At 74.7% G+C, this 26,746-nt stretch carries 16 protein-coding genes; 11 read left to right on the plus strand and 5 right to left on the minus strand.

Translation table 11 applies throughout. The features are described from left to right. Positions 1-69: 69 nt before the first annotated feature. Complete coding sequence (locus tag ABD823_RS21170; RefSeq protein ID WP_344862235.1) at positions 70-477, minus strand: hemerythrin domain-containing protein; 408 nt, start codon at positions 475-477, stop codon at positions 70-72. A gap of 232 nt (positions 478-709) precedes the next feature. Between ABD823_RS21170 and ABD823_RS21175 the strand changes: the two genes are divergently transcribed. The 3 genes from ABD823_RS21175 (at position 710) to ABD823_RS34685 (ending at position 2,394) form a co-directional block, all read left to right on the plus strand. Continuing rightward, positions 710-1,609 (plus strand): LysR family transcriptional regulator, encoded by a 900-nt coding sequence (locus ABD823_RS21175; protein ID WP_344862237.1) that lies wholly within the window; start codon positions 710-712, stop codon positions 1,607-1,609. A gap of 82 nt (positions 1,610-1,691) precedes the next feature. Continuing rightward, the gene (locus ABD823_RS21180) at positions 1,692-1,853 is read left to right on the plus strand and encodes an alpha/beta hydrolase (RefSeq protein ID WP_344862239.1); all 162 of its coding nucleotides are present in this window, start codon (positions 1,692-1,694) and stop codon (positions 1,851-1,853) included. A gap of 178 nt (positions 1,854-2,031) precedes the next feature. Next, entirely contained in the window at positions 2,032-2,394 is a 363-nt protein-coding gene (locus ABD823_RS34685; RefSeq protein WP_425566638.1) for a transposase, read from the plus strand. On the opposite strand, the gene ABD823_RS21185 is transcribed toward ABD823_RS34685, so the two are convergent. After that, positions 2,307-2,687 (minus strand): ArsR/SmtB family transcription factor, encoded by a 381-nt coding sequence (locus ABD823_RS21185; protein WP_344862241.1) that lies wholly within the window; start codon positions 2,685-2,687, stop codon positions 2,307-2,309. The two genes, ABD823_RS34685 and ABD823_RS21185, sit on opposite strands and share 88 nt — an antisense overlap. Positions 2,688-2,753: 66 nt before the next feature. Here ABD823_RS21185 and ABD823_RS21190 point away from each other — a divergent pair, with 66 nt between their 5' ends. After that, on the plus strand, positions 2,754-4,760 hold the full coding sequence (locus ABD823_RS21190) for a heavy metal translocating P-type ATPase (RefSeq protein ID WP_344862243.1): 2,007 nt from the start codon (positions 2,754-2,756) through the stop codon (positions 4,758-4,760). A gap of 49 nt (positions 4,761-4,809) precedes the next feature. Here the strand turns inward: ABD823_RS21190 and ABD823_RS21195 are convergent, their stop codons facing one another. From ABD823_RS21195 to ABD823_RS21205, 3 genes are read right to left on the minus strand one after another with little or no spacing between them, the layout of a single operon-like run. Beyond that, entirely contained in the window at positions 4,810-5,886 is a 1,077-nt protein-coding gene (locus ABD823_RS21195) for a saccharopine dehydrogenase NADP-binding domain-containing protein (protein ID WP_344862245.1), read from the minus strand. Then, the gene (locus ABD823_RS21200; RefSeq protein WP_344862247.1) at positions 5,886-7,847 is read right to left on the minus strand and encodes a phosphopantetheine-binding protein; all 1,962 of its coding nucleotides are present in this window, start codon (positions 7,845-7,847) and stop codon (positions 5,886-5,888) included. The genes ABD823_RS21195 and ABD823_RS21200 overlap by 1 nt, the downstream gene beginning before the upstream one ends. After that, the gene (locus ABD823_RS21205) at positions 7,844-8,986 is read right to left on the minus strand and encodes a class I SAM-dependent methyltransferase (RefSeq protein WP_344862249.1); all 1,143 of its coding nucleotides are present in this window, start codon (positions 8,984-8,986) and stop codon (positions 7,844-7,846) included. Before ABD823_RS21205 ends, ABD823_RS21200 begins: the two co-directional genes overlap by 4 nt. A 128-nt stretch (positions 8,987-9,114) precedes the next feature. Here ABD823_RS21205 and ABD823_RS21210 point away from each other — a divergent pair, with 128 nt between their 5' ends. Genes ABD823_RS21210 through ABD823_RS21240 form a run of 7 tightly spaced genes read left to right on the plus strand, consistent with a single transcriptional unit; the run spans position 9,115 to position 26,725 of the window. Continuing rightward, positions 9,115-13,095 carry a non-ribosomal peptide synthetase gene (locus ABD823_RS21210; RefSeq protein ID WP_344862251.1) on the plus strand — a complete coding sequence of 1,327 codons (3,981 nt, stop codon included), beginning with the start codon at positions 9,115-9,117 and terminating at the stop codon, positions 13,093-13,095. Then, on the plus strand, positions 13,092-19,577 hold the full coding sequence (locus ABD823_RS21215; RefSeq protein ID WP_344862253.1) for an SDR family NAD(P)-dependent oxidoreductase: 6,486 nt from the start codon (positions 13,092-13,094) through the stop codon (positions 19,575-19,577). Before ABD823_RS21210 ends, ABD823_RS21215 begins: the two co-directional genes overlap by 4 nt. Positions 19,578-19,588: 11 nt before the next feature. Continuing rightward, on the plus strand, positions 19,589-21,142 hold the full coding sequence (locus tag ABD823_RS21220; RefSeq protein WP_344862255.1) for an ABC transporter substrate-binding protein: 1,554 nt from the start codon (positions 19,589-19,591) through the stop codon (positions 21,140-21,142). Further along, a complete protein-coding gene (locus tag ABD823_RS21225) occupies positions 21,132-22,094 on the plus strand; it encodes an ABC transporter permease (protein ID WP_344862257.1) in 963 nt (320 codons plus the stop codon). Before ABD823_RS21220 ends, ABD823_RS21225 begins: the two co-directional genes overlap by 11 nt. After that, positions 22,091-22,870, plus strand: coding sequence for an ABC transporter permease subunit (locus ABD823_RS21230; protein ID WP_344862259.1), 780 nt, complete (start codon positions 22,091-22,093; stop codon positions 22,868-22,870). The genes ABD823_RS21225 and ABD823_RS21230 overlap by 4 nt, the downstream gene beginning before the upstream one ends. Next, the gene (locus ABD823_RS21235; protein ID WP_344862261.1) at positions 22,867-24,276 is read left to right on the plus strand and encodes an ABC transporter ATP-binding protein; all 1,410 of its coding nucleotides are present in this window, start codon (positions 22,867-22,869) and stop codon (positions 24,274-24,276) included. The genes ABD823_RS21230 and ABD823_RS21235 overlap by 4 nt, the downstream gene beginning before the upstream one ends. Next, a complete protein-coding gene (locus tag ABD823_RS21240; protein ID WP_344862263.1) occupies positions 24,266-26,725 on the plus strand; it encodes a methyltransferase in 2,460 nt (819 codons plus the stop codon). The genes ABD823_RS21235 and ABD823_RS21240 overlap by 11 nt, the downstream gene beginning before the upstream one ends. The last annotated feature ends 21 nt before the right edge of the window (positions 26,726-26,746 follow it).

The following is a 26,746-nucleotide window of genomic DNA, read 5'->3' on the forward strand; positions in this document are numbered from 1 at the left end:
CCAGTGGCCGAGGCCGGTCGGCCAGGTGTGCAGGCGCGTGAAACGCGCCCACTGGCGCGCGGCGAGCACCTACCTGATCAGCGGCAGTGCCGCGTCCTCATGCTTGAGCTGCCCGGTCAGGCCTGTGACCAGCGAGTTGGTGAGATCACCGAGGCCACCGATGCCGGCGTCGGCGCCGGGGTGGGCGTGCAGCTCGTCGATGACGTCGATGAGCTCCTCCAGGGCGGCGCGCTCGGCTTCCATCGCCTCCAGTGGCATCAGCAGGTCCGGCCGGTGAGCCAGGCTTCGGTGCAGCGGCGGCCGCAATGCCCGGTCCTCGGCGGCGAAGTGCAGACGGAGCGACTGTTTGAACAGCCGCCGGCCCAGGACGCAACGAGAATCCTGGCCGGTCCGGAAGGTGAAGCGGGTCAGCCGGATCACCTCGCGGCGCGACATGTCGTGCATGCCGTGCAGCGCCCTCAGGTCAAGCTCGCTCATCGCGGCGGTCAAGCCCGGCAGCCGGTGCCAGTGGGTGCCTTGCCGAAGGCAGGGTCGGTCCTACGGCCTCGCACAGAATGCTCCTACAGCCAATGAGTGAACGGTCTGGCGTCCGACATGGGCGCATGGATTCGGCCGGTTGCGGACGGATCCAGACTGCCCTGCCCCGTGATCTGGATCAATGCCGTCTTCGTGGGCCGATCGATAACATGCGGGTTATCGGAGGAAAGAGATGCAAATGGAGCTACGGGACATCGAGATCTTTCTGGTGCTCGCCGAGGAGCTCCACTTCGGCCGGGCCGCTGCGAGGCTGCACGTTTCCCAAGCCCGGGTCAGCCAGGCGATCAAAGCGCAGGAGCGCCGCATCGGTGCTCCACTGTTCGACCGCACCAGCCGCCGGGTGCGGCTCACCTCGCTCGGCCGTCAGCTCCGCGACGACCTGCGGCCCGTCTACGCCGGTCTGCGTGACAGTCTCGAACGCGCCCGCCTGGCCGCCCAGGGCATCACCGCCGTACTCCGCATCGGCATGCTGCCGATCAACGTTCACGACCTGCGCCCCTACTGGGACACCTTCCGCTCCCGCCACCCCGCCTGGGACCTGCGCATCAGCCATCCCACCTTTGCCGACCTGTTCGGCGGCCTGCGCTGCGGTGAGATCGACGTCCTGGTCGCGTGGCTGCCCGTCGAGGAGCCCGACCTCACCGTCGGCCCGATTCTCTTCGCCGAATCGCGGGTGCTGGCCATCGCCGCCGGGCACGAGCTCGCCGAGCGCACGTCCGTCTCGCTGGAAACGGTGGGCGACTTTCAGCATGTCGACATCGAAACCAAACCGGACTACTGGTTCGAAAGCTATGTACCGTCGCACACCCGCAGGGGCCGCGTCATCGAGCGCGGCCCGCTTGTGCGGAACACCGCCGAGATCCTCACCTGGACCGGCATGGGCGAGGCCGTGGCGCTCTTCCCCAGCCACATGACGCGGTACTGGGTACGGCAGGACATCGTCTACCTACCGGTCCACGACGTGGAGCCCCTGCCGTACGCGCTGATATGGCGGTCAGACACCGAGAACGACCTCATCCGCGCGCTTGCCCGGACCGTCCGCGATCTCGGCTCCCACCTCACCATCCCCTGACCCGGCACCATGAGCCGCGGATGCGCGCAGGGACTTGTCCCGGCCTGCAGTTGAACCCTTTCCGGCGTACTTGGTCTGCCCCTTGAGCGGGGCCGTGGCCGCGCGCATCCGCGGGTCACGCCTGGTCACGATCGACGCCCACACCCACGCCCCGTTCCCGCACTACGGGAACGCCTGCCTTAACGCCACGGTCACCCACTACCTCACCACCGGTGAACTGCCGGCCGCCGATACCGCCTGCTGACCCCGCCGCCCAGCGCGCCCAGCTCTCATCCGTCCGACGACCCTAGGCCTGCTGTGGCGGCCCCGCCGCTCTGAAGCCCGTGTGCACGCAGGAGATCGACAACGAGCGAGGTCTCCGATAAGAGGGTTGATCGACCAAGAACACCCTGAATGCCGGAGACCTCGTGGCCACCTTAGCGGTGACGAGACGGTTCGACCTGACCGATGCGCAGTGGGCGGTACTGGAACCGCTGCTGCCTGCACCGAAGCGCTCAGGACGGCCGCCGTCGTTCAGCAAGCGGCAGTTGATCGGCGGGATCCGCTGGCGAGTCCGGACCGGCCGCGGACTGCAGGCCGCCTCGTGCCGTGCGCCGCCGTCGGCCGGCTGGCTGCGCGCCCGTTCTCTCCGACGGGCGGTGTGGGAGTGCTGGGCCGGATACCGGGGCGTGATGCCGCCGCGTACGCTCGCGGACGGTCAGGAGGCGCCGCGTACCGGGCCGGTGCCGTCCACCCGGTCGGGGGCGGCGGACACGTCGCCCCGATCGATGTGGTCGGCGTGGTAGAGGCCCTGGGTGAGCAGGCGGCGCACGTGCTCGTCGGCGGCGCGGTAGTAGACGAAGGTGCCCTCGCGGCGGCCCTTGACCAGCCCCGCGAGACGGAGCTTGGCCAGGTGCTGGCTGACCGCGGTGGGGGCGGCGTCGGCGAGCTCGGCCAGGCAGGCGACGGACGACTCGCCCTGCAGCAGCGCCCAGAGGATCTTGATGCGGGTGGGGTCGGACAGCAGCCGGAACGACTCGGCGGCCAGGTGCACCTGCTCCTCGGTGGGCATCTCGAAGTCGGGCAGCGAGCTGTGCATGGCGCCAGCATAGCCCTCGACCCCCTTACTTGCGTATCTGCGTGGATGCGCATATACGATGCTCCGGTGACCGAGCGGAGAATCCTTCCCACCCCCGGCGCCGCAGCCGGCCCGGCGGCACGCGGCGCGGCGCCGTGGGGGCCGGGCGTGCGGGCGCTGCCCGAGGTGCACCGGGCGGCGGCCGCCACCGCGCTGTTCGCCACCGGCGGCCTGTGCCAGTTGGCCGGAGCCCCGCCGTGGCTGTGGTGGAGCCTGTACCTGGCCTGCTACGCCGTCGGCGGATGGGAGCCGGGCCTGGCCGGACTGCGGGCGCTGCGCGAGCGCACCCTGGACGTGGACCTGCTGATGGTCTCCGCCGCGATCGGCGCCGCCGCGATCGGACAGGTGCTCGACGGTGCACTGCTGATCGTCATCTTCGCCGTCTCCGGCGCGCTGGAGGCCGTGGCCACCAAGCGCACCGCCGACTCGGTCCGCGGCCTGCTGGACCTGACCCCCGAACGGGCCACCCGGCTCACCTCCGACGGCGATCGGACGGTGGAGGAGGTGGTGGAGGCATCCGAGCTGCGGGCCGGCGAGGTGATCCTGGTACGGCCCGGCGAGCGGATCGGCGCCGACGGCCACGTCGTCGCCGGGCACAGCGACGTCGACCAGGCGAGCATCACCGGCGAGGGCCTGCCGGTCGACAAGCAGGCCGGTGACGAGGTGTTCGCCGGAACCATGAACGGCACCGGCGTGCTGCGGGTGCGCGTGACGCGCCCGGCCGCCGAGAGCGTGATCGCCCGGATCGTCGCCCTGGTGGAGCAGGCCGGCACCACCAAGGCGCGCACCCAGCTGTTCATCGAGAAAGTCGAGCAGCGCTACTCCGTCGTCATGGTCGCCGCCACCGTGGCGCTGTTCGCGCTGCCGCTGCTGTGGGGTGAAGACGTGCAGGGCAGCCTGCTGCGCGCGATGACCTTCATGATCGTCGCCTCACCGTGCGCGCTGGTGCTGGCCACCATGCCGCCGCTGCTGGCCGCGATCGCCACCGCCGGCCGGCACGGCGTGCTGGTCAAGTCCGCGGTCGTGATGGAACGGCTCGGCACCGTCACCCGGGTGGCCTTCGACAAGACCGGCACCCTGACCGAGGGCCGTCCGCACCTGTCCGAGGTCCGTCCGCTGCCCGGCGTCCCCGCGGACCTGACCGAGCAGCGGCTGCTGGCGCTGGCGGCCGCCGCCGAGCAGCCCTCGGAACACCCCTTGGGCCGCGCCGTGGTGCGCGCCGCCCGCACGGCCGGCCTGACGATCGCACCGGCGGACGAGTTCGCCTCCGAACCCGGCCGGGGCGTGCGCGCCCGCGTCGGCGGCCTGCTCGTCGAGGTCGCCGCCCCCTCCTGCCTCCTGCGCGACGACGAGTGCGACCGGGCCGCCCGCGAGGCGGTCGACGGCCTGCAGCGCAGCGGCCACACCGCCGTCGTGGTCCGCCTCGACGGCACGGCGGTCGGCGTGCTGGCGCTGGCCGACCGGATCCGCCCCGGCGCCGCCGGTGCCGTCGCCCGCCTGACCGCCCTGACCGGTGCCGCGCCCGTCCTGCTGACCGGCGACAACGCACCGGCCGCCGCCCGGCTTGCCGGCCAGGCGGGCATCGCCGACGTGCACGCCGAACTGCTGCCCGAGGACAAGGTCAGCGCCGTGACCCACCTGCAGGACCACGGCGCCCGGGTGGCGCTGGTCGGCGACGGCGTCAACGACGCCCCCGCCCTGGCGACCGCCCACGTCGGCATCGCGATGGGCCGCGCCGGATCCGACCTGGCCCTGGACACCGCCGACGCGGTCGTCACCCACGACGATCCGGCCGCCGTCCCCGCCGTCCTCGCGCTGGCCCGGCGCGCCCGTCGCCTCGTGATCGCCAACCTCGTCATCGCCGCCGCCGCCATCGCCGTCCTGGTCGCCTGGGACCTGTTCGGTGAGCTGCCGCTGCCGCTCGGCGTGGCCGGCCATGAAGGCTCCACCGTCATCGTCGCCCTCAACGGGCTGCGCCTGCTGCGCGACGCCGCCTGGCGCCGCGCCACCGGCCCGGCCCGCCCTCACCAGTGAGCACATCCGCCTACGCTGCGGCGCGTCGTGCCCGGGCGGCCGGGCTCGATCAGCTCAGGGTCAGCTCCGTGACCAGCGGATCACCCCTGAGCGCGGTCACCGTCTCGTCCGGGTCGAGAGCCTCCGCCGCGAGGTGCGCTCCGGGAGGCACCCGGCCGGCGAGCACGGCCCGCGCGGCCAGTGCCGTCACAACCCCGCTCAGGGCGTAGGAGTCCTCAGCGGTCAGGAGCATCCGGGTGGGGCCGGCGGGCGCGCCGCGATGAGGGCGGGCGGTGAACAGCATCACGTAGAACGCCCCGAAGTCGGCGTTGTCCAGACGGGAGGCGCGCACCACCTCCGCGGCATGCGGCTGGAGCGTCTCGAGCGGAGCGGTGTGGACGTCGGGGACGTCCGCCCACGCGGCGGAGAGCGCCTGGGGGATCCTGTCGGAGACGAACACGTTGTAGCAGCGGACCTCGTCCGCACCGCACTCCACGGCCAGGGCCTGCGCCTCGGTGGTGAGGTACGGCCAGGCGTGCACGGGCACCGGGAACCCCGGCAGCCGCACTCCGCGGAGCGGCGCCAGCGGTGTGGCGGCGCCCTCCCGCCAGGCGGCCATCGGCACGCCGAACCTCGGCCCGCGGGTGAGGAGCGCGTCCACGGCGGACAGCGGGGTGAACATCGCCGCGCCTCCGACGTAGACGTCCAGCCTGCGGGGCGGGCTCCCCTTGGCGAGCAGCCGGGGCAGCAGGCCGGACAGTCCCGGCATGACTCCGGCGGAGAACACCGCGGTCCGCCCCCCGGGGACGGCGGCGTCCGAGAGCGCGTCCTTGGCGGCGAGTTCACCGCCGATGTCGACGTAGTCGGCGCCGGCCGCGAAGGCGGCCCTGGCCACCGTGTCCAGCACTCGGTAGGTGGGGCCCGCGCAGTTCACCACGATCGTGCAGCCCGCGCAGAACCGGGCGAGGTCCTCCGGGTCGGTCAGGTCCACCCGCATGACCTCGGCGGGTGCGGGCAACGCCCGTGCGACCTCCTCGGCCCGCGTCGCATCGCGTCCGCCGAGCCTCAGCCCGCCCGGCCCGAGAGCGGCGAGACGCTCGGCGGCCGTACGGCCCACGGCCCCGGCCGCGCCCAGCACTCCGATCATCACGAGCCTCCCATCCTGGAGCGGGCGATGCGCGCCACGCCGGCCACCGTCGGGTCGGACAGGAACTCGCGCACGGGAACGGTCACGCCGATCTCCTTGGCCAGCCGGACCACCGTCCGCACCGCGAGCAGGGAGTCGCCGCCGAGAGCGAAGAAGTCCGCGCCGCGGTCCAGCACCGGGACTTCCAGCAGTTCCTCGAACGCCTCCGCGACGGTCCGCTCCAGGTCGTCCGCCGGCGGGCCGCTGTACCGCTCCGGCGCGGCCTCGGGCAGCCGGCCCAGCCGGAGCCCGTCCTCTCCTTCGGGGAGATCGGCGCTCTCCGGCAGCTGCGGCACCAGGTCCCAGCCGGAGCCGTCGGCGAGATCGTCCACCAGGGCGACGAACTCGGTGAACGCCGCGGTCACCGCCGTCTCCTCGAACAGTTCGTCGACGAGCGAGAACACCGCGACCGCCTCGTCACCGATCTCGAAGCAGCGCACTTCCAGCGCCACCTGCGGTGTGCGCAGCTGGTGGAAGTAGTCGCCCGCGATGATCCGGCCGAGCGGCCCCGCCTCCTCCGGGGGCCGGCCGCCCATGGCCGCGTCCACACCCAGCACGCTCTGGAAGACCACCGGGCCCACCGGCCGCCACGTGCCGCGGCGCCGGGCCAGTTCGCGGCCCACCTCGACACCGGTGATCAGGTTGTGCGCGGCGTGCTCACCGGAGGTCTTCTGCGCGGCGGCGGCCAGCTCGGCGAAGGTGGCGCCGTGCACGAGTTCGACGGGCAGCAGCATCGTCGAGGCGAAGGCGCCGACCACCCGGTGGAGATCGGGGTGCAGGGGGAGCCGGTTGAGCTGGAGGGAGTTGAGCAGCATGCGGCGGTGTCCCGACCAGCGGGCGAGCACGATCGCGAAAGCGGTGAGCATGGCCGTCGAAGGGGTCACCTCCCGGCGTGCGCACTGCCGGCGCAGCGCGCTCCAGCGCCCGGCGCTCCAGCGGTGCTCCCGGTTGCCCATGGTGACGGGCCGCACGTCCTTCGGGTCGGCGGCGAGCGGCAGGGCGGGCGGGAGCGGCAGCTCGTCCAGCCGGGAGAACCACCAGTCGCGGTCGGCCTGCCACGCCTCGGTCTTCGGCAGGTCGGCCAGGGCCGTGACGTAGTCGCCGAAGTGCACCTCCAACGGTGGCAGCACGGCGTTCCAGTCCGCGGCGTAGGCGAGCAGGTCCCTGCTCAGCACCCCGGACGACCAGCCGTCGAAGGTCAGCAGGCTGAACCCGAGGTGGAGCCGTCCCTCACCCTCCGGCAGCAGGGTCAGCCGGATGTCGAGACCGGGTCCGCTGGTGGGGTCGGGGCCGTGGGTGCTCATCTCGTGCCGCACCCCGGCCAGTACGGCCGCCGCGTCCTCGGGGGTCGATTCGCGCAGGTCGTACACCTTCAGCCGGGGAGCCCCGTCGGCCAGCACCCGCTGCCTGCCCTCGGCAGTGACCCTGGCCCGCAGGGTGGGCTGGTGGACGGCGAGCCGCTCGATCGCGTCGGAGAGGGCGTCGGCGGCCTCGTCGCCGTCCACGCCGCGGAGCGCGTAGTCCAGGTAGTAGTGGGCCGAGTCGTAGGACAGCTCCCAGCCGTCCTGCTGGCCCACGAAGTACCCCTGCTGCAGGGGGAGCAGGGGGAACTCGGCGTACGGGTCGGGGCGCCTGGCCACCTGGAGGGGCAGCGTGCGGGTCATCGGCTCGTCGGAGGCGCGTCGCCGTACCAGATCGGCCAACTGGCCCAGGGTGGTCTCCACCCGCACGTCCGACAACGCGAGCACCACGTTGAGCCGCCGGCGCACCAGCGCCGACATCCGCACCGTCAGCACGGAGTCGCCGCCCAGCCGCAGGAAGCTCACGTCGGTGGGCACGGCGTCGGGGGCGAGGTCGAGCAGTTCCGCCCAGATGGCGGCCAGCTCCTCTTCCAGGTTCACGCTGTGCGGGGCATCGGTCATGACGGCTCCATGGGTGCGGTGGCGACGAACAGGCGCTGGGAGAGTGCGGTGAGCGGATCACCGTCGGGGGGCAGGTCCGCCTCGACGCGCAGGCCGGCGCGGGCGAACCAGCCCAGCCACTCCGCGCGGGTCAGGTAGGTGCGGGTGGTGCCGGCCCGCTCGTCGTACCGGGGTGGCGGGCCGGAGCCCTCGTGCGGGGACAGGGCGGGCGGCATCGTGGTCAGGGACTGCGCGTGCTCCTCGACGGTTTCGATCAGCAGCATCCGCCCGCCCGGCGCGAGCAGCCGCGCCACCTGGTCCAGCAGACGGCCGGCGTGGGGTGCGTTGTGCGCCATGGTCGCCGCCACCACCAGGTCCAGTCCGCCCGGCCGGCCGGGGAGCTCTCCGGTGATGTCCAGCAGCCCGTAGCGGAGGAAGGGGGCGTCGAAGCGGCGCCGGGCGACGTCGATGAAGAACGGCGACAGGTCGGTGAACAGGTAGGACTCGACCGGTCGCCCGGCGAGCGCGGGCAGCAGGTCCGCCGTGGTCGCGCCTATCCCGGCGCCCAGTTCCAGCGCCCGCAGCGGCCGCGGCGAACGACCGGCCAGATCGCGGACCGCCTCGGCGGCGGCGAGGTTGAGATAGCGGCTGATCATGTTGTCCCGGTAGACGGCCTCGGCTGTGGCCGGTTCCCCGTCCGGGTAGAGCAGAGCCTGCACCCCCACCTCGTCCCTCAGCAGCTCGGGGATGAGGCGCAGCGAGCGGAGCAGCATGTCGGCCAGCTCGCCCGGGTAGCCGAGTGCGGCCCCGGCGTTCTCCATGCGGATACGGGCGGCGGCCAGTTCGGCCCTGGAAGGACGGTGCAGGCCGTGGTACCGGCCTTCCTCGTCCCGGCGCACCAGCCCCGCCCCGTGCAGCGCGGCGAGCCAGTGGCCGACGATCCAGCGGTGCCGCGCCGCGGTCTCCAGGTCGTCGGCGACCGGATCAGGCGGGTGCGCCCCGGGTGCGCCCAGCCGGGTGGCGCGGTGGAGCTCGGCCGCGATCCCGAGGAGGACGAGCCGGTCGAGGTCCTCGACCGCGGTGGCGGCGACCGAGGGGTCGAATCCGGTGATCGCGGCCATGCCCGCTGCGTGCGCGCGGGAGGGCAGGTCGGCTGGCATGGGAACCCTTCTGCGGATGGCGGTCGGCCACACGGTAGACATAACGGTAATCATTTTCAAGATCTGGACACGCCTCCCGTGTGGCGGTAAGAATGAAAACCGTTTTCGCAATCGGGAAGGACTCAGCGTTGGGTGAAAGCCAGCCCGTACCCCTCGACGACGTGCTCGCCTGCCTGGCTGACGTGCTGGAACGCAGGCCGGAGGAGATCGATCCGGACGCCGACCTCATCGCGCTCGGCCTGGAATCCTTCACCGCCGTGCGGCTGCGCCGCCGGCTCCGCGAGGACGTCGGACTGGATCTCCCACTGACCGCGTTCCTCGACTCGGCCACCGCGCGCACCATCGCGGCCGGCGCGATTCCGGACACCGGCGCGTTCCCCCTCACCCCCATCCAGGCCGCCTACCTGGTGGGCCGCGACCCCGCATTCCCGCTCGGCGGTGTCGCCACCTTCTACTACCAGGAGTTCGACCGGACTCCCGCCGGTGATCCCGAAGCCGATCTGGCCGGGCTCACCGGCGCCTGGAACCGGCTGGTGCGCAGGCACCCGATGCTCCGCATGGTCATCGGGCCCGACGCTCGGCAGCGTGTGCTCGCCGAGGTGCCCGACTACGCCATCGCCACCACCGACCTGCGGCCCGCCGCGCCCGAGGCGGTGGAGGAGGCGCTGTGCGCGCTGCGGGCCGAGTGCTCGCACCAGCTGCGGCCCACCGACCGGTGGCCGCTGTTCGACCTGCGGGCCGCGCTGCTGCCGGACGGGCGCACCCGCCTGTTCGTCGGCGTCGACGTGCTCGCCCTGGACCTGATGAGCTGGATGCGGCTGATGCGGGAATGGGGCGCCTTCGTCGCCGACCCCGGGCTGGAGCCGCCCTCCCCGCCGCTGACCTTCGCCGACCTCGTCCGGCGCCGCCTCGACGATCCGGCGCACCAGCGGCGGCGTGCGACGGCCGCCGCGTACTGGGAGCGCCGCGCCCCCTCGCTGCCCGACGGGCCGAAGCTGCCGTGGACCCGCGGGCCGGCGGAGCTGGGCGTGCCGCACTTCACCCGGCACGAAGCCGAGATCGACGCCGAGCAGTGGGCCCGGCTCCGCAAGCAGGCCGCCTCGCACGGCCTGAGCCCCACCGGCCTGCTGCTGGCCGCGTTCGGCCTCGTGATCCAGCGGTGGAGCGGCCACGAGCCCTTCTGCCTGAACACCACGCTCTTCGACCGCGACGACTTCGCGACCGGTGACGACACCCCCGGGCTCGACGCCGTCGTCGGCGACTTCACCAGCACCGTGCTGGTGGAGATCCCCGTCGCCGACCCCGGCGGCCGGCACGGCTTCGCGAGCTACGCCGCCGCGGTCAACCGCCGGTTCTGGGCGGACATGGACCACCGTGCGGTCTCGGGCATGGAGGCACTGCGCGCCGCCACCGAGTCAGGGCGGCGCGAACGGAGCGTCGACCCGGCCACCGGCCTGCCCGTCCCCGCCCACCCCGTCGTCTTCACCAGCGGGATCGGACTCACCGACCAGGACGAGGCCCCCACGGCCTGGCTCGGCACGGAGGTGTTCGGCGTCTCCCAGACCCCGCAGGTCCTGCTCGACCACATCGTCCGCGAGGAGGGCGGCAGGCTGCGGATCGCCTGGGACGCCGTGGACGGAGCGCTTCCCGACGGTTTCGTGGACGGAATGCTCACCGCCCACGTCCGGCTGCTGCGGTCGCTGGCCACCGATCCCGACGCGTGGACCGACCCCTCACTGGGCTGGGACCCGTCCTTCGTCCAGGACGAATGCCTGCCCGGTGGCGCGTTCGGTGAGGCGGGCCCGCTGCTGGACGACCCGCTGCGTGCCTCCGCCGTACGCGCCCCCTCCTCCCCCGCGCTGATCGACGCGACGACCCGGGTGGACGCCGGCACTCTCGCCGAACGCGCCGCCCGCACCGGTCGTGCGCTCGCCGGAGCCGGCCTCGGCCCCGGCGACCTGGTGGCCGTGGCGGCCGACAAGGGGATCGCCCAGGTCACCGCCCTTCTCGGAGTGCTCGCCGGCGGCGCCGGATACGTGCCCGTGGAGCCGTCCTGGCCCCAGGCGCGCGTCGCCGCCCTGTGCCGGCAGGCCGGGGTACGGCACGCGCTCGCCGCCGCCGGCACCGACACCTCGGTCTGGCCCGAGGACGTGACCGTGCACCGGCTGGACGCCGACGGCACCCTCACGCTCCCCGTGGAGGCCGAGCCGCGCCGCCCCTCACCGGACGAGCTCGCCTACGTGATCTTCACCTCGGGCTCCACGGGGAGGCCCAAGGGCGTCGCGATCGAGCATCGAGCCGCCCGCACCACCCTCGACGACCTCGCCCTGCGCTTCCCGCTCTCCCACGACGACCGGGTGCTCGCGCTGTCGGCCTTCAGCTTCGACCTGTCGGTGTACGACATCTTCTCGGTGCTCGGCGAGGGAGGCGCCGTCGTCCTGCCCGACGCCCACCGCCAGCGCGACCCCGGCCACTGGCTGGAGTTGATGGCCCGGCACCGGGTCACGGTGTGGAACACCGCGCCGGCGCTCCTGGAGATGCTGGTCGAATACGCCGAGCTGGAACCGGAGGCGGTCCGGCGCGCGCTGTCGACGTTGCGCCTGGTGTTCCTGTCCGCCGACTGGATCCCGGTCACCCTGCCCGACCGGCTGCGCGCCCTGGCGCCCCACGCCGAGGTGGTGAGCCTCGGCGGCGCGACCGAGGCCTCCATCTGGTCCATCTGCCACCCCGTCGGCGAGGTGGACCCGGCCTGGCCGAGCATCCCGTACGGCAGGGCGCTGCGCGGGCAGTCCTTCCAGATCCTCGACCCGCAGGGGCGGCCGTGCCCGGTCGGCGTCCCCGGGGAGCTGCACATCGGCGGCGACGGCCTCGCCCGCGGGTACGTGGGCGACCCCGTGCAGACCGCGGAGCGGTTCATCACGCATCCGGTGCTCGGGCGCAGGCTCTACCGGACCGGAGACCTCGGCCGGTGGAGGTATGACGGGACGATCGAGTTCCTCGGCCGGCTGGACCGCCAGGTCAAGATCCGCGGCCACCGCATCGAACTCGGCGAGATCGAGTCCACGCTGGACCGGCTGCCGGCGGTGCGGCAGGCCGTGGCGCGCGCGGTGCCCGGACCCGACGACCGTCCCCGGCTGGTGTGCTACTACGTGCCCGCCGATCCGGGTTCCCCGCCGGCGGACGACACGCTGATCGAGGCGCTGCGGGCGAACCTGCCGTCGTTCATGGTGCCGAACCGGTTCCTGGTGATGGACGCGTTCCCGATCACCGCCAACGGCAAGATCGACTATGCGGCGCTGCCCAACCCGTACCGGCGCGCGGCGGAGCCCGCCCCGGACACCGCGCGGATCCCGGAGACGGCTCCGGCTCCCCCGCCGGTCCCCGCGCACGGCGGCTGCACGCCCGCCGCCTCCGATGCGGGACTCATCGGCCTGCTCGACGCCCCCGGGCTGGAAGTCCGCCTGACCGTGTCCCGCGGGACGCTGCCGGTGAGCGATTCGCTGACGGCGGCGGGGGACTGGGCGCGGCGGGTCAAGGAGTCGCTGGCCTCGCACGGCCTCACCGTGACCGAGCGCCTTCCCGCCGACGGCCTGATCGAACTCGCCGTGGCGGCCGGGACGACCGGTGACCCCGGCGAGCGGGCGGGCGGCGCCGTGCCCACGCCCGGCACCCCCCCGCCCGGTCTCTCCCGCCGCCCCTCCGCAGGCGGAGCGGTCGCCGTGCCCGCGTCCGTACCCGAGGCCGAGGCGGGACCGGACCCGCAGGTGGAACGCGCGGTGGCCCGGGTGTTCAGCGAGCTTCTCAACGCGCCGGTGGACGTGACGACCCCCTTCTTCCGGCTCGGCGCCTCGTCGCTGACCCTCGTGCTCGCCCACCGCAGACTCCACGCCGAACTGGAGGCCGATCTCACCGTGGTGGACCTGTTCGCCCACCCCACCGTCCGCGAGCTGGCCGCGTTCATCACGGCCCACCGGGAAGGCGGGACGCGGCGACCGGCCGCGGCCTCCCCTCCCGTCGCGGACACGGCCCCCGCACCGGCCGGCGGATCCCCCGGCCGGGCCGCGTCCCGCAGAGCGGCCCGTGCCCGAGCCACGGAGCTCGCACGATGAGCCCGCAGACCCCGCAGGACCCGGTACGGCCGGGCCAGGAGGCCGCGGAACCGATCGCCGTCGTCGGCCTGGCCTGCCGCTTCCCCGGTGCGGCCGACGCCGGCGCCTACTGGGAACTGCTGCGCGACGGCCGCGAAGGCCTGACCAGGTTCACCGACGAGGAGCTGACCAGCCGGGGTGTGCCCGCCGGGATGCGCGGCCACCCCCGCTTCGTCCCCGTCGGAGGCCTGATCGAGGGCCAGGCCGACTTCGACCCGGCGCCCTTCGGATTCACCGACGCCGAGGCCGCCCTGCTCGACCCGCAGCACCGGCTGTTCCTGGAGTGCGCCTGGCACGCCCTGGAGCACGCCGGGCACGGGGGCGGTCGCGACGCCGGCGCGGTCGGCGTGTTCGCCGGAGCGGCCCAGAGCGCCTACCTCGCCGGCAACCTCGCCGGGCGCTGGGACCCGACCGGCGGCGGCGCCGACCCGCTCGGCAGCTTCCAGACCGCGATGGCCACCCAGGCCGACTACCTGCCGCTCCAGACCGCCTACCGGCTCGATCTCACCGGGCCCGCGGTCGCGGTGGCCTCGACCTGCTCGACTTCGCTCGTGGCCGTGCACCTGGCCGCCCAGTCCCTGCTCGCAGGGGAATGCGACACGGCCCTGGCCGGCGGCGTCTCGCTGATCGTGCCGCAGGGCCGCGGCTACCTCCACGTGCCCGACGGCATGTTCTCCGCCGACGGCGCGGTCCGCCCGTTCAGCGAGCGGGGCACCGGGATCGTCTACACCCAGGGTGTCGGCGTGGTCGTGCTGCGCCGCCTGTCGGACGCCCTGGCCGACCGCGACCCGATCCTGGCCCTCCTGCACGGCTCGGCGGTGAACAACGACGGCGCCGACAAGGCCGGGTTCACCGCGCCCTCGGTCGGCGGCCAGGTCAAGGTGCTGGCCGAGGCGCTGGCCGTCGCCGGTGTCACCCCGCGCGAGGTCGGCCTGGTGGAGGCGCACGGCACGGCGACCAGGCTCGGGGACCCCATCGAGGTGACCGCACTGCGCCGGGTGTTCGGCCGGACCGGTCCCGCCTGGTGCGGCCTGGGCTCGGTGAAGGGCAACATCGGTCACGCCAACACCGCGGCGGGCATCGCCTCGTTCATCAAGGCGGTCCTGGCCGTGCACCACCGGACGCTGCCCGCCTCCCTGAACGCCCATCCGCTCAACCCCCACCTCGGCCTGACGGGCTCGCCGTTCGAGGTGATCACGGAGACGAGGGAGTGGGACACGCCGCCCTACGCCGGTGTCAGCTCCTTCGGCATCGGCGGCACCAACTGCCACGCCGTCCTCGGCCCCGCACCCGGCCGTCCGGAGACCTCCGCCGACGCACGTCCACAGCTCCTGGTCGTCTCGGCCGCCACCCCGCAGGCGGCGTCCGCGGGCGCCGCCGCCGTCACCGGCGCCGGGGCCCCCGGTGAAGCCGCCGATCTCGCCTACACCCTGGCCGCCGGACGGACCGAGCTGCCCTACCGCATCGCAGCCGTGGGGCCGGAACGGCTGGCCGACACCGCCCCGGTCCAGGCTCTGGCGCCCGCACCGCGAGTGGTGCTGGCCTTCCCCGGGGCGGGCAGCCCCTACCCGGGGATGGGAGCCGGCCTCCACCGGGACGAGCCGGTGTTCGCCGCGGCCTTCGACGAGTGCGCCGACCTCCTGTACCCCCTGCTCGGCACCGACGTCCGCGACGCCCTCGACCCGGCGCTGCCCCCGGAGCGGGTGCGCGACGTGGCCTTCGGGCTGCCCGCGCTGTTCGCCGTCTCCTTCGCGCTGTCCCGCCTGCTCACCTCATGGGGCGTGCGGCCCCAGGCACTGGTCGGGCACAGCCTCGGCGAGTGCACCGCCGCCGCCGTGAGCGAGGCGCTGCCGCTGCCGGAGGCCGCGCGGCTGGTCGCGGCGCGCTGCACCGCCGCCGCCCGCGCCGCCGGCGGCGGGGCCATGCTCGCCGTCCCCCTCGGCGAGGAGGCGGTGCGCGCGCTGCTGCGCCGCCACCCCGATGTCGATCTCGCCGCGGTGAACGCCCCCGCGGCCTGCGTGGTGTCGGGACCGGCGCGGGCGGTCGCAGCCTTCGCGGCCGACCTGCCGGGCGGAGGCGTGCCGTTGCACGTGGACGCCGCGATGCACTCGCGGCTGATGGAGCCGGAGCTTCCCGCCCTCCGCGCCGCGCTGGCGGGCATGACCGGCGGCGTGCCGCGGCTTCCCGTCTTCAGCACGGTCACCGGCGGCCCGATCGGCGCCGAGCTGGCCGACCCGGGGCACTGGGTGCGGCAGCTGCGCAGCCCGGTGCGCTACTCCGACGCGCTGCGCGCCGCGCTCGGCGAGGATCCCGCGCTGCTCGTCGAGGTGGGGCCGGGCACGGCGCTGTCCACGCTGGCCAGGAAGCACGCCCTCCCCGGACTCCGGGCCGCGGTGACCGCTCTGGCCGCCGGCGAGCCCGAGTCGGTCACCGTACGGCAGGCGCTCGGCGTACTGTGGTCGCACGGTGTGCCGGTGGACCCGGCGGCGCCCGCCGGTGCGGGACGGCGGCGGGTGGCGGCACCCGGCTACGCCTTCCAGCGGCGGCGGCTCTGGATCGACCCGCGGGAACCGGCCGAGCCGGACGCGGGGCCCGGCGCCGACGCCGATCAGCCGCTGCAGCTTCCCGTGTGGCGGCAGGTACCGCCCCTCGAACCCGGTCACGTGCCCGCCGGCCGCTGGCTCGTGACGGGAAGGGGCGAGCTGCCGGACGCGATCCGCACGGCGCTGGCCGCGGACGACCGGGAGGAGGCGCCGCTCGCCGGACTGGTGATCGTCGCGGCCGAGCCGCCCGGCACGGACCGCTCCCCCGGCGCGGATCCCGTCGACGCGGTCGTCGACGGGATCCTGGAGTTCGGCGCCCACGCCGCCGCGCTGGCCGGGAGCACCGAACCCGCCGTGCTCCTGGTGACCCGCCGTGGCGAGCGGGTGGGCGGCGACCCGGCTCCCGACCCGCGGCAGGCCGCGCTCCGGACCCTGCCGCGGGTGCTCGGCCAGGAGCACCCCGGCCTGCGGTGGGCCGCCGTCGACCTCGGTGCGCCCTGCGCTCCCGCCGCGGAGGCGTCCTCGGTGCTGCGCGAACTCGCCGCGCTCACCGCCGGGGACGGCGCGGGCACGGAGTCCGCCCTGCGCGGCGGGACGCGGTGGCAGCGCCGGCTGGTCTCCTGGCGGCCCGCGGAGAACGGCCACGGGACCGGCAGCGGGCCGGGGACCGGCACAGTGTTGATCACCGGTGGACTCGGCGCGGTCGGGCGGTTGTTCGCCGAGCACCTCGCCGGGCGCGGGCACCGGGTCGTCGTCACCTCGCGCACCGGCGCCAGAGCCGGCGCCGCGCTCGCGGAGGCGGGCGTGGAGGTCCGCCGCTGCGACGCCACCGACCCCGGCGCCACCGCCGAGCTGCTGCGGGAGCTGTCGCAGGACGGGCCGGTGGAGCTCGTCGTGCACGCGGCCGGTGTCGTGGCGGGCGCCGAACTGGACCCGGTGCGCGCGCTCGACCCCGAGCGGACCGCCGGCCAGGTGCGGGCCAAGCTGGGGGGTGCGCTGGCTCTCCGCGCGGCGGTCGAGGCGCTGCCCGAGGATCGCCGTCCGCGCACGGTGGTGCTCATGTCGTCGGTGACCACCATGGTGGGCGGGGTCGGCATGGGCGCGTACGCCGCCGCCAACGCGGCGATGGACGCCTTCGGCGCTTCGATGACCCCGGGTGCGGCCCCGAGTACGTGGTGCAGCGCGGTCTGGGACGGCTGGCGCGCCGGTGAGGAGACCGTGGTGCTCGCCGGAGCCCTGGACGCCGTCACCGGCACCCGTGCGCTGGACCGGCTGCTGGAGGCGGGGGCCCGTGGTGTGCTGCCGTCAGCCGTGGCCGTCGCGGCGACCGACCTGAATGCGCGGGTCGCCGCGAGCGGGCGGCCGAGGAAACCCGCCGCCGGTGGGGGCGCCGAGCCCGCGAGCGCGGTGGAGGAGGCGATCGCCGCGCTCTGGTCCGACCTCTTCGGCGCCGAGGTCGGCGACGTGGACGCCGACTTCTTCGCGCTCGGCGGCCACTCGCTGCTGGCGGTGCGCATGCTCGGCGTGCTGCGCGACAGGTACGGCGTGGAACTGGGGCTGCGGGATCTGCTGCACGCCCCGACCGTCGCGGGGCTGGCCGAGCTCGTGGAGACGAGGGGCGGGCGCGCGGCGGCCGGAGCCGGACCCGGTGCGGGCATGCCGTACCGGCCGGTCGTGGAGCCCGGCGGTGACGGCACCTTCGCCATGACCCGCGTGCAGCACGCCTACTGGGTCGGCCGGGGCGGCGGCTACCGGTGGGGCGAGGTGCCGTGCCACTTCTACCTGGAGTACGACTGCCCGGGGCTCGACCTGGCCCGCTACGAGGACGCCTGGAACAAGGTGATCTCCCGTCATCCGATGCTCCGCGCGGTGACCACTCCAGAAGGGCGCTTCCGGGTCCTCGACGACCTGCCGCGTTACCGGATCCGCGTGCACGACCTGGTGGAGGCGTCCCAGGAGCGCCGGTCCGCCAAACTGGCCGCGCTGCGCGAACGCCTCTCCACCCGGCCCGGGCCGCCGGACCGCTGGCCGCTGGTGCAGGTCCAGGCGGCCCGGCTGCCGGGCGGGAAGGTGCGGTTGTTCATCGGCGTGGACGTGCTCGTCTGCGACGCGGCGAGCTGGTGGATCGTGGAGGCCGAGCTGCGCGCCCTCTACCGGGACCCGCACGCGCAGCTGCCGCCGATCGACGTGCACCCGGCCGAGTGCGTCCGCGCGATGGACGGCCGGACGGACGGCGCCGCGGCGGATTACTGGCGCGCCCGGTCGTCCACCCTGCCCGGGCCGCCCGCGCTGCCGGCCGGTGAGCCGCCGCAGGGCCGGCCGCGGTTCGTCCGCCGTTCCGCGCGGTTGAGCCGCGAGGAATGGTCCGGCCTGCGGGAGCTGGCCGCCGAGCACCGGGTCACGCCGACGGCGGTGCTGCTGACCGTCTACGCCGACGCGCTGACCCGGTGGTCGGGCTCGGCCGGGTTCAGCCTGACGCTCACCCTGTTCGACCGGCCGCCCATCCACCCCCACGTCAACCGGGTGGTCGGGGACTTCACCTCGCTGGTGCTCCACGAGGTCCCCGCGGTCCCGGCCGCGAGTTTCGCCGAGCGGGCGTCGGCCACGCAGGCCCGGCTGTTCGAGGAGCTGGACCACCGCGGGTTCTCCGCCCTGGACGTGCTCGCCGAGCAGGGCGCCCGCACCGGCGAGGTGCGGTCGGTGCCGGTGGTCTTCACCAGCGCCCTGGGCATGGACGACCTGCTGGAGGAGCCCGGTGCGCTGGAATGGGCGGGCGAGCAGGTGTACGCGCTCTCGCAGACCCCGCAGACGTGGCTCGACCACCAGGTGCTGGAACACGACGGCGAGCTGCGGCTGCAGTGGGACGCGCTGGAGGGCGTGCTCCCCGGGGACGAGCTCGAGACGGTGATCGCGGAGCACGTGGCCCAGGTGCGCGAACTGGCCACGGACCCCCGCGCGTGGACCGGTGAGCAGGTGGGGGCCGCGGCCCGGACCGCCCCCGCGGACGGAGGCGCGGAGCCGGCGGTCCAGGACGTCCTCCTCCCGCTGAGGACGGACCCGGGGCCCCCGGCTCGCCCCACCCTCTTCCTCGCCCATCCGTCGGGGGGTGACGTGCTGTGCTACGTGGAGCTGTCCAAGCTCATCGACCCGCGCGTGGACGTCGTGGCGGTGGCCGATCCCGAGCTGTCCGGGAGCGGGGCCGCAGGCCCCGAGTCGATCCCGGCCATCGCCGGGCAGTACGTCCGGGCCGTCAGGACCACGGGCCGCACGCCGTGGTTGCTGGGCGGCTGGTCCATGGGCGGCTCGGTCGCCCAGGAGATGGCCAGGCAGCTGCACCAGGACGGTGAGCGGGTCGCGCTCCTGGTGATGCTCGACTCCAACGATCCCGCCCTCATCAGGCCGGTGCCCGGACGGGACACCGGGGAGGTCGAGTCCGCCGTGGCGCTGCGGCACGTGCACGCGCTGGAGGCGTTCCTCGGCATCGACCTGGACGCCGGTGACACGCTCGCCGCCCTGCCGGAGGAGCACCGTATGGCCGCCGTCGAGGAGCGGCTGCGCGCGCACCGGCTCCTGGGCCGGGGTGAAGGGCTGGGGGCGCGCCTGCGGGTGTTCGCCAGGCACCTGCGCGCGCTGGCCGCCCACACCCCGATCCGGGGGACCGACCCGGCGATGCGCACCCTGCTCATCCGCGCGGACAAGCCCTCCCCGCGTAATTCGGGGATCGGGATGGGCGTCGACGACACCCCTCCGGGCCGGGCGGACCTCGGCTGGAGCCGCTACCTCGCCGGGCCCGTCCAGGTCACCGGCGTCGACGCGCACCACTACAGCCTGCTGCATCCACCTGCTCTGCAGCGGATCGCCCGATTGATCAACAACGAGCTCGACCGAGTGCTCCCCTGAGAAAGGCAATCATGCTCCCCCGACTCCTCCGCCGGATCACCGTGGCGGCCGCGGCTGCGGCGCTGCTGGCCGGCTGCTCCTCCGGCGGCACGGACACGACCGCGGCGCGGCCGGCCGCATCCCCGCCCGCCGTGCCGGCCGCGGCTGCGGACACGGTCCGCTACGCCGCGCCCGGCTCCCCCTCCACCGCCGTGAGCGACCCGCACGGCCTGCTGCCGGGAGAGAGCGACCTGGTGCGGATGGCCCTCACCTACGACGTGCTGACCCTCCCCGGGCCCGACGGGCGTACGCTGCCCAGGCTCGCCACCGCCTGGGAACCCGACAGGTCCCTCACCCGCTGGAAGATCACGATCCGCGGCGACGCGAAGTTCTCCGACGGCCGGGCCGTCACGGCGGCGGACGCGCTGTTCTCCCTGCGGAGGATGGGCGAGAAGGCCGCGGAGAACTTCGGCCGGATGGAGATGTTCGACCTGGACGCCTCCAAGGTGCTCGGCGACACCACCTTCGAGCTGGTCACCAGGAAGCCCTACGCCGAGGTCGGCAAGGCCCTGGAGGGCGCGACCTTCGTCGTTCCCGAAGGCAGCACCGATTTCACCAGGCCCGTCCCCGGCTCCGGGCCGTTCCGCCCCGCCGGCGGCGACGCGCAGGCGGCGGTGTTCGAGCGCAACGACGACTGGTGGGGGCCGACGCCGCCGAGCCGCCGCATCGAGGTCCGGGCGGTCCCCGACCCCCAGGCGCGAGGTGAGGCGCTGCTGTCCGGCCAGGTGGATCTGGCCGCGGCGGTACCGGCCGCGCTGGTGAGGCAGCACGCCGGCAACCCTTCGGTGAAGCTGGTCCGCAGGCCGGGAGCGACCCTCTACCCGCTGGTCATGCGGACCGACACCGAGCCCTTCGACGACCGGCGCGTCCGGGAGGCGGTACGGCTGACACTCGACCGCGAGCAGCTGCTGCAGGTCACCTTCCTCGGGTTCGGCGAGGTGGGCAACGACCTGCTCACCCCCAAGGACCCCACCAGCCCCGCCGGGCTGCCGCAACGTCCCCGCGACGTCGAGCGCGCCAGGAAGCTGATGGCGGAGGCGGGGTACGCCGGAGGCGTCGACGTCACTCTCCACAGCACCACCGCCTACCCGGGCATGGACTCCGCGGCGACGCTGATCGCACAGCAGCTGGGTGAGATCGGGATCCGGGCGAAGGTGAAGCTCGCCCCCGCGGACACCTACTTCTCGACGGTGTGGGGCAAGGAACCGTTCTACCTCGGCTACCTGGGCGGCATCCCCTTCCTCGACGTGGTCCGGGTCGCTCTGAAGCCCGGTTCCCCGACCAACGAGACGGCCTGGGAGGACGAGACCTGGCACGCCGGCCTGGAGGCGGCCCTGGCCGAGGCGGACGAGGCCGAGCGCCGCACCCGGCTCGGTGAGCTGCAGGCCCGGCTGCGCGACGAGGGCGGATACGCCGTGTGGGCGCTCAGCGACAGGCTCGACCTGGCCAGGCCCGGTCTGACGGGGATGCCCGAGGGGATCGGTTTCTCGGCGGGCTTCATCGACCAGGTGGCTCTTGGCGGCTGACCGTACGGGACTCGGCGGCGTCCCCCGGCTGATCGCACGGGCCGGGGCGCTGCTGGTCTCCTCCTCTGTCGTGATCTTCCTGCTCACCGAGGCGCTGCCGGGGGACGCCGCGGTCGTGCTGGGCGGCGGCCGGGCCACGGCCGGGCAGCTGGCGCAGCTGCGTGCCACCGCAGGACTGGACCGGCCGCTCGCCGAACGGTACGCGAGCTGGCTCGCCGGGATGCTGTCCGGCGAGCCGGGGCACTCGCTTCTCACCGGCCGGCCGGTCGCCGAGCTGATCGGCCGGCGGATCCCGGTGACCCTCACGCTGGCCGCGGCCGCGCTGGCGCTCGCCGTACCGCTCATGGTGGCGCTCGCCTGGTCGGCTGTGCGGGGGCCGCGGCCGCTGCGACCGGTGGTAACCGGGATCGTCGTGGCCGGGGCGGCGCTGCCCCAGGTCGCGCTGGCGGCGCTCCTGGTGGCGGTGCTCTCCGCAGCGTGGAAACTCCTGCCCCCCGTATCGTTGCTCCCCGCCGGCGAGCCTGCGTGGAGCCGCCCCGACCTGCTGGTGCTGCCGGTGCTGACCCTCGCCCTGCCCGCCGCCGCCTACGGCGCCGCCCTGCTGGGCGGCGCGGTGGCCGACGCCGTCGCCCGGCCCTTCGTGCGGGACGCCGAGTTGCGGGGGATGTCCGCGGCGACCGTCGCTCTGCGGTACGTGCTTCCCGTCGTCGCGCCCGCCGTCGCCCGGCTGCTCGCCGTGGTCGGGGGCGGGCTGCTCGCCGGGACGGCGGTGGTGGAGACGCTCTTCGGCCTGGCCGGGCTGGGCGAGTTGCTGGTCTCGGCGATCGGCGGCCGGGACCTGCCCGTGGTGCAGGCCGTCGCCCTGCTCGCGGCGGCCGTGGTCGGAGCGGGTCTGATGGCCGCCGACACCGTGGCCTGGGCCGTTGACCCCCGAAGCGGGGCGGTCCGGTGAGGGCCTCCCTTGTGCTCGCGACCGTGGCCGCCACCGCCGTACTGGCGATCGTCCTGGGCGGGGAGGCGCTGGCGGGACGTGACCCGATCCGTACCGTGGCGGCGCCGTGGGCGGCTCCGGGGCCCGGCCTGCCGCTGGGCGCCGACGCTCTGGGCCGCGACATCCTGGCCAGGGTGCTGGCCGGCGGCCGCGATCTGGCCCTGGTCTCCTTGGCCGCGGCCGGTTCCGCCTGCGCTCTGGGAGTGGCGGGCGGGCTGTGGGCGGGGTGGAGCCGGAGCCGCGCCGCCCGCGCGGCCGTGGCGCTGTCGGATCTGCTGCTGGTGCTGCCCCTGCTCCTGGTGGCGATGCTGGCGGTGGTGGTGCTGCCCGGCCCGCCGGCGGTCATCGCCGGGACGGTGCTCGGTGGTGCCCCGCTGACCCTGCGGGTGGTGGCCGACGCCACCGCCCAGGCCCGGCATGCGGGTTATGTCGAAGCGGCGCTGTCCAGAGGCGAGCGCGGACTGTCCGTCCTGTTCAGAGAGGTGCTCCCCGCGCACGCCGGATTGATCGGCGCTGATCTCGGCCAGCGGATGGTGCTCGCCGTGCAGCTGACCGCCGCGCTGAACGTCCTCGGTTTCGGTCCACCGCCACCGGCGCCGGACTGGGCGGCGATGCTCCGGGAGAACCTGCCGGGAGCCGGTCTCAATCCGGCCGCGCTGCTCGCCCCCGCCGCGGCGCTGGCTCTGCTGGCCGGTGCCGTGGCAGGGCTCTCCCATGTTCTGGCGGGACGCTCATGAGCGGGCTGACCGTGAGCGGGCTGACCGTCACGGGCCGGACCGGGGCCGCCGTCATCGGTGATGTCGACCTGAGCGTCGCGCGCGGCGAGGTGCTCGCCCTGGTGGGCCCCTCCGGCGCGGGCAAGACGACGCTCCTGCGGGCCGTCCTGGGCGAGCTCCCGCCCGGCCTGGTGCGGGCCGCCGGCCGCGTCGAATGGGACGGCGCGCCGCTGCGCGCCACGCGGCGCTGGCGTCGCCGGCACGTCGGCTACCTCGGTCAGGACCCCGCCTCCGCCCTGCATCCGCTGCTGACCGCGCGGGCCGCCGTGCTCGAACCCCTGCGGGCGGCCGGGACGCCCCGCGCCGGACGGCCGGCGTGTGCCGAACGGGCGCTCACCGAGGTCGGGCTGGATCCGGCGGAGTTCGCGGGCCGCCTGCCGCACCAGCTCTCCGGCGGCCAGGCGCAACGGGTCGCCCTGGCCAGGGCGCTCGCCGCGGATCCCGATCTGCTCGTCCTCGACGAACCCACCAGTGCGCTCGACCCCGCGGCGCTGGAGACCGCCGTCGCCCTGATACGCCGCCGCCGGGCGGAGGGCCGTTCGGTGACACTGGTCGTCTCACACGACGACTCCGTGGTGGCCGGGCTGCTCGACCGGGTCGTGCGGCTGGGCGCGACCCGGTCGGCGACGCGCCCCGCCGCCCCGCGCGGCGCGGCCCGGATGCGGCCGGCCGGCGCGGTGCTGACGGTGCGCGGCCTGAGCCTCGACCGGCCGGACGGCGCGCCGCTGCTCGGCGGGGTCGACGTCACGATCGCACCCGGCGAGTTCGTCGCCGTGCTCGGCCCCTCCGGGTGCGGCAAGAGCACGCTCCTGCGGGCCCTCGCCGGGCTCCACCCGGTACGGGCGGGCAGCGCCGTGCTGCTGGGCGAACCCCTGCCCTGGCCGGTGCGGGACAGGAACGCCCGCGCCCTGCGCGCGCTGGCCCTGGTCGCGCAGGATCCGCTGGCCGCGCTCAACCCGGCGCGCCCGGTCGCGGCCGCGTTACGGCGTCCCCTGCGCCTGCTCGGCGGACTCGGCCGCGCGGCGGTCACCGCCGAGGTGAACCGCCTGCTGGCCGCCGTGGGGCTGCCCGCCGAGACGGCACGCCGCTACCCCGCGGCCCTGTCCGGCGGACAGCGGCAGCGGGTCGCGCTGGCCAGGGCACTGGCGGCCGGTCCGGTACTGCTGCTGGCCGACGAGATCACCACCGCCCTCGACGCCGAGACCGCCGAGCAGGTGCTCGACCTGCTCGACGGGCTGCGCCGTGACACGGCGCTGGCCGTCCTGGCGGTCACCCACGACAAGACGGTGGCCGCCCGGGCCGACCGCGTCCTGCGGATCGACCGCCCCATGATCGATGATCGGAGGAAGACCACCGATGTCCAGTGAACAGATCGAGCAGACGCTGCTCGCCCACCCGTGGATCACCCGGGTGGACCGCGGCGGCACCGTCGTCACGGCCTGCCCCCGGGCCGTGACCGTGCAGCGTGGATCCGCGGGACCGCCCGTCCTGGGCGATCTCGTGGCCGAACACCTGGAGCACTGGGGCGAGGTCTACGACTGGACCTACCGCTCCGGTCAGGACGCGCAGGATCCCCTGCTCGACCTGTCGGGCTGGCGGGCGACCGACACCGGCGCCCCACTGCCCGCCGAGCACATGACCGAATGGGTGGACCGCACGACAGAGCTCGTCCTGCGCACCCGGCCACGCCGTCTGCTGGAGCTGGGCTGCGGTACCGGCATGCTGCTGCACCGCCTGCACCCGCACCTCGACGGCTACGTCGGCACCGACATCGCCGAACACGTCGTCGAACGGCTGTCCGGCCTCGGCCTGCCCGGCGTGCGCGTGGTACGGGCCGCCGCCCACGAGACGAGCGGCCCGGTCGTGCGCGAGGCGCTCGGCGAGCGGCCGGACTGCGTGCTGCTCAACTCGGTGACCCAGTGCTTCCCCACCGTGGAGTACCTGGCAGCCGTGCTGCACGACGCGATCCGGCTCGTCACGCCGGGAGGGACGGTGATCGTCGGGGACGTCCGCCACTCCGGTCTGCTCGACGCCCACTGCCGGTGGCTGGAACAGGTGGCCGATCCCGGAGTCACCGGACCGGAGCTGACCGCCCGCGCGCGGCGACGCGCGGCGGCCGACACCGAACTGCTGCTGGACCCCGCCACCCTGGCCGCCGTCGCCGCGAGCTCGGGCAGGCGGGTCACGGTGAGCCTGTTCGCCAAGACGCTGACCGCCGACAGCGAGCTGACCCGCTACAGGTTCGACGCCGTCCTGCACGTCGAACCCGCGGACGTGCCCGAGCCCGCCGTGCACGAGTGGGACCGCCTCGGCGCCGATCCGCTCGCCGGGCTCACCGGTCTGCTGACCGGACCCGTCCGCGTGCGCGGCATCCCCAACCGGCTGCTGCTCGGCTCCGAGGTCCGGCACGCGACCACCGGAGCCGAACTCCGTGCCGCACTCGCCGGCCATGACGCCGCTGTCCTGATCGATCCGGACGATCCGACCCTGCTCCAGGTCGCCGCGCCCGCCGCGGTGGCCGCGACCCCGCTCGACGCCCTGGCCGGCGTGAGCCGCCCGCACGAGCCGCTCGGCGCGTTCGCCAGGACCCGGCTGGTGGAGGAGGCCCGCCGTACCCTGCGGAAAGCAGGACTGCCGGTGCCCGCCGAGATGACCGCGCTGCTGCCGAGCGGGCCGGGCCACGATGCCGTCACCCTCGCCCGGGACTCCGCGAACGCCGACCGGGCCGGCATGCTCGCCCTCGACGGCACGACCACCCTGGACGGGATCCCCGCCGCGGTCGCCGCGTTCGACGAGATCGCGCTGCAGGCGCTGAGCCGTCTGATGGCCGGGACGTTCGGCGGCCGGCATCCCGCCGAAGAGGTCCTGGCCGGGCTGGGGGTGGCGCCACGGCACGCATGGATCGTGCGCAGGTGGTTGCACGTCCTGCACGCCGAGGGGCGTGCCGAGCGTGACCCGGACGGGCGCTACCGGTTCCCGCAGGTCGCGGACCGCCCCGAGCTGGACCCGTCCGGCCCGCTCCTGGAGCAGGCGTGCGCCACGCTGGGCTATCCGGCTCAGATGACGACGTTCTTCCGCGAGGCGCTCACCCTGCTGCCGGAGCTGCTGCGCGACGAGATCCCGGCCCAGGCGCTGCTCTTCCCCGACGGGGACCTGCTCACCTCACTGAGCAAGGACCACGACAACGTGAGCAACGCCTACCTGAACGCCGCCTTCGGATCCGTGCTGCGGCAGGCCGCCCGGACCCGTGCGGTACCGCTGCGCGTGGTCGAGCTGGGCGCGGGGGCCGGAGGCAGCACCGCCGCCGCTCTGCACGGGCTGGCCGGGGCGGAGGCGGACTACCTGTTCACCGACGTGTCCCGGTTCTTCACCATGGCCGCGCAGGACCGCTTCGGTGACCGGCTCCGCTACGGACTCCTGGACATCGACGCCGATCTGGTGGCACAGGGCGCGCCGCGAGGCGGTGCGGACGTGGTACTCGCGGCGAACGTCCTGCACTGCGCCCGGAACGTCGGGCGGTCGCTGCGGTGGATCCGGGAGCTGCTGGCGCCCGGCGGGCTGCTGATCGTGACCGAGGCGGTACGGGAGCACTACCTGGTGCTGGCGACCATGCAGTTCCTGCTCTCACCCCGGGAAGGCTCGCCGGGTCTCGGCAGCGGCGACAGGCGCGGCGGCACCGGCCGGGTCTTCCTCACGGGCAGGCAGCTGCCCGCCGAACTGGCGGAGGCGGGGTTCCGCGTGCTGCTCGAACTGCCGGGCGCGCAGTCGCCGCTGGCGGCACCGGCGCAGCATCTGTTCGTGGCCACCGGTATCTGAGCCCGTCCGGTGCGGCGGAGG

It is taken from the genome of Planomonospora alba, from assembly GCF_039534085.1.
Lineage (GTDB): Bacteria > Actinomycetota > Actinomycetes > Streptosporangiales > Streptosporangiaceae > Planomonospora_B > Planomonospora_B alba.

Bases quoted from the DNA above. Each gene is read 5' to 3' on its own strand.
- ABD823_RS21200 (WP_344862247.1), bottom strand. From the start codon at position 7,847: ATGACCGATGCCCCGCACAGCGTGAACCTGGAAGAGGAGCTGGCCGCC.
- ABD823_RS21170 (WP_344862235.1), bottom strand. From the start codon at position 477: ATGAGCGAGCTTGACCTGAGGGCGCTGCACGGCATGCACGACATGTCG.
- ABD823_RS21215 (WP_344862253.1), top strand. From the start codon at position 13,092: ATGAGCCCGCAGACCCCGCAGGACCCGGTACGGCCGGGCCAGGAGGCC.
- ABD823_RS21175 (WP_344862237.1), top strand. From the start codon at position 710: ATGCAAATGGAGCTACGGGACATCGAGATCTTTCTGGTGCTCGCCGAG.
- ABD823_RS21195 (WP_344862245.1), bottom strand. From the start codon at position 5,886: ATGATCGGAGTGCTGGGCGCGGCCGGGGCCGTGGGCCGTACGGCCGCC.
- ABD823_RS21205 (WP_344862249.1), bottom strand. From the start codon at position 8,986: ATGCCAGCCGACCTGCCCTCCCGCGCGCACGCAGCGGGCATGGCCGCG.
- ABD823_RS21235 (WP_344862261.1), top strand. From the start codon at position 22,867: ATGAGCGGGCTGACCGTGAGCGGGCTGACCGTCACGGGCCGGACCGGG.
- ABD823_RS21240 (WP_344862263.1), top strand. From the start codon at position 24,266: ATGTCCAGTGAACAGATCGAGCAGACGCTGCTCGCCCACCCGTGGATC.
- ABD823_RS21185 (WP_344862241.1), bottom strand. From the start codon at position 2,687: ATGCACAGCTCGCTGCCCGACTTCGAGATGCCCACCGAGGAGCAGGTG.
- ABD823_RS21220 (WP_344862255.1), top strand. From the start codon at position 19,589: ATGCTCCCCCGACTCCTCCGCCGGATCACCGTGGCGGCCGCGGCTGCG.